The sequence below is a fragment of the Aurantimonas sp. E1-2-R+4 genome (assembly GCF_036549515.1).
Lineage (GTDB): Bacteria > Pseudomonadota > Alphaproteobacteria > Rhizobiales > Rhizobiaceae > Aurantimonas > Aurantimonas coralicida_A.
In genome coordinates this window covers 1-2,642 of record NZ_JAZHLK010000115.1, presented here as the reverse complement: position 1 = coordinate 2,642, position 2,642 = coordinate 1, and the positions used below count along the sequence as shown (strand labels likewise).

The following is a 2,642-nucleotide window of genomic DNA, read 5'->3' as shown; positions in this document are numbered from 1 at the left end:
TGAATAAGCTGAAGCTGCTCAAGCGCTCAATGTATGGTCGCGGAAATCTCGAACTGCTCCGCCGCCGACTGATCCTGGCGCCGTGAAAACCACACAACATGCGCAAGAGCCACGGAACCGGGGGAACTCCAAGTCCAAGGTCCCTCTTCAGGCGACGGATCTCCGCGGCCTGATCGACATCGGCCGAACCTGAGGGCTTCGAAAACTTCCTCCTCCAGGTGTAGAGCGAATGCTGGCTTACGCCGAGCCGCTTCGACACCTCCGCCACCGAATAGCCCCGCTCAGTGATCTGCGTGACCGCATCGCGCTTGAAGTCGTCCGTGAAATTGCCTGACCCCATCATGGCCTCCTTGCCTCAAAATTAGGGAAGAAGGCGTCTACAAATCTAGGGGCTATTCAGTTGCCGATTAATCGCCCGATGCTCTAGCATTACAGTTGCACGTTCTTCTGAACTCTGAATCGATGGGCGACCATGATTCGGAGGTCATGGATGATGGGCGCATCGATCGAAGAGACGCTGGAGCTTTGGGCATCGTCGCTGCGGGACGTGAAGCGACGGATCCGTCCGCTGTTTCGCCAGGAGCGGGTAGCGGCATCGGCAGGCTTATTCCTGGACGGTTTGCTCGGAGATGAGCGACGCAAGACGGGCTGGATGCGGGCGGAAGCGGCGGGGGATCCTGGACCTTGGCGCCAGCAGGCGATTCTCGGTCGCGGCCGATGGGATGCTGATGCGCTACGCGATATCGTGCGCGACTATGTGGTGGAGACGCTGGCCGATCCGGAAGCCGTGCTGGTTATCGATGAGACCGGCTTCCTGAAGCAGGGTAAGGCGTCATGCGGAGTGGGCCGTCAATATACAGGCTCGGCCGGCAAGATCACCAATTGCCAGATCGGTGTGTTTGCGTCCTATGTGTCGCGCCACGGCCATGCCTTCATCGACCGGGCGCTCTACCTGCCGAAGGCATGGACGAGCGATCCGGCGCGTATGGCGGCGGCGCACGTGCCGCCGGAAACGAACTTCGCGACCAAGCCGGCCATCGCGCTTGCCATGATCGAGCGTGCGATGGCCGCGGGCGTGCCGTTTGCACGGGTTGCAGCCGACAGCGTTTACGGGGTCGGCGGAATCGAGACGGCGTTGCGGCGCGCCGGCAAGGGTTACGTGCTGGGCGTCAACGCCAATCATCCGTTCAACTCCTGGGACAAACCCCGGCCCGTCGCCGGCACGGCGGCGGCGATCGCGGGAAAGCTGTCCCCTGACGACTGGACCCGCCTGTCGGCGGGAAACGGCACGAAGGGCGAGCGACTGCATGACTGGGCTTATCTCGATCTCGCCGATCTCGACGCCGGCGAATACGACGAGGCGCTCACCGGCCTCTGGACGCGGGGCCTTTTGATCCGGCGCAACATTGCCGACGGCGACATGGCCTTCTTCTCGACCTGGTGCCCGGCCGGAACGGGCCTCGAGACGCTGGTCAGGGTCGAGGGGTATCGCTGGGCCATCGAGGACAGCTTCGAGACGGCCAAGAACGAACTGGGCCTCGACCACAACGAGACCCGATCCTGGCACGGCTGGCACCGTCATGTCTCGCTGGTCATGCTGGCCTTCGCCATGATGACCACGATCCGTCATCACGCGAACACCGTGACGCCCCCAAAAAGCATGGTCAGGATCATCAACGCGCCTCGCCGCCGCTGATCCGCTGGTCAGTGCAGGAAATTCGCCGGGTCGCCACGCGGTTGGCCAAGCGCCAGATCCAACCCGCCCACGTCATTGCTTGGTCACTCTGGCGACGCGCCCACCAAGCCGCCGCCCAACAGGCCTATATCCAATCAAGAAAGCAACTGTAATGCTAGCCTATCCTCTGGCCATATTTTTTAGTAGGAAACTGTTAATTCTCCAGAGTTCCACTGCGGGTCGATGGTTGCCATGCCAAGTTCAAGTCACGTCTCCCGAATGCTTTTCGTTCGCGGCATAGCCTTAGCGCATGACACCATCATGGGGGCTGCGGCCTTGTTTTTGGCTCTGGTCCTGAGATTGGATCCGGATAGGGTCCTTTCCAACCTGCCGGAATATGGCCTTGCGACGATTATTTTTGGCGCAGTCGTTGGCATCGTCGGATTTGTGCTCGGGATGAACCGGGGAGTCTGGCGCTACGCCTCGCTCCCGGATCTCGTGGCGATCATCAAAGCCGCCACCATCGCGGTTGCGATTTTCATCGTCGCCCATTTCCTTTCCGGGGGATGTCCCGAAGTTTGTTGAACTTCGTTGAGCGGCGATGCCGGGTTGAACGTTACGCGGCCCTGGAAACGGGGGCAACGGGCTTTTCGGTTAGGCGCTGCTGATGGGTAAGAAGGGCGGCCCTGAGGAGCGGCAATTGCTTGTGAGCCTTGAGCCTGCGGAAGCCCTTAGCCGCCTCGATCATGCCGGCGGCGACCCAGCGCAGGGCCATCTTGCCGTTTCGCCACCGCTTCACGTTGCGCGTGACGCGCCGGATCGTGCCCATCATGTTCTCGGCGATGTTGGTGCAGGCCAGCGAGCGGCGAAGCTGCATCGGCAGCTTCAAACGAACAACGGTGAGGATTTCGTCGAGACCCTCCAGGATGCTCGCGGCGACGCCCGGCCGGTCCTGTTCGAGCCGGCG

At 61.7% G+C, this 2,642-nt stretch carries 3 protein-coding genes and 1 pseudogene; 2 read left to right on the top strand and 2 right to left on the bottom strand.

What is annotated here, in order from left to right; all coding sequences use genetic code 11:
• Positions 1-340 (bottom strand): transposase (locus VQ045_RS21515; RefSeq protein ID WP_331831575.1); only part of this gene is annotated, 340 nt, incomplete at its 3' end.
• A gap of 132 nt (positions 341-472) precedes the next feature.
• On the opposite strand from VQ045_RS21515, the gene VQ045_RS21510 reads away from it, so the two are divergent.
• The gene (locus VQ045_RS21510) at positions 473-1,696 is read left to right on the top strand and encodes an IS701 family transposase (protein WP_331831574.1); all 1,224 of its coding nucleotides are present in this window, start codon (positions 473-475) and stop codon (positions 1,694-1,696) included.
• A 258-nt stretch (positions 1,697-1,954) separates the two neighbouring features.
• Positions 1,955-2,260, top strand: a complete 306-nt coding sequence (locus VQ045_RS21505; protein WP_331831573.1) for a hypothetical protein — start codon at positions 1,955-1,957, stop codon at positions 2,258-2,260.
• Between the two features lie 31 nt (positions 2,261-2,291).
• Here the strand turns inward: VQ045_RS21505 and VQ045_RS21500 are convergent.
• Positions 2,292-2,642 (bottom strand): annotated as a pseudogene (locus VQ045_RS21500) (IS256 family transposase); the annotation flags it as partial.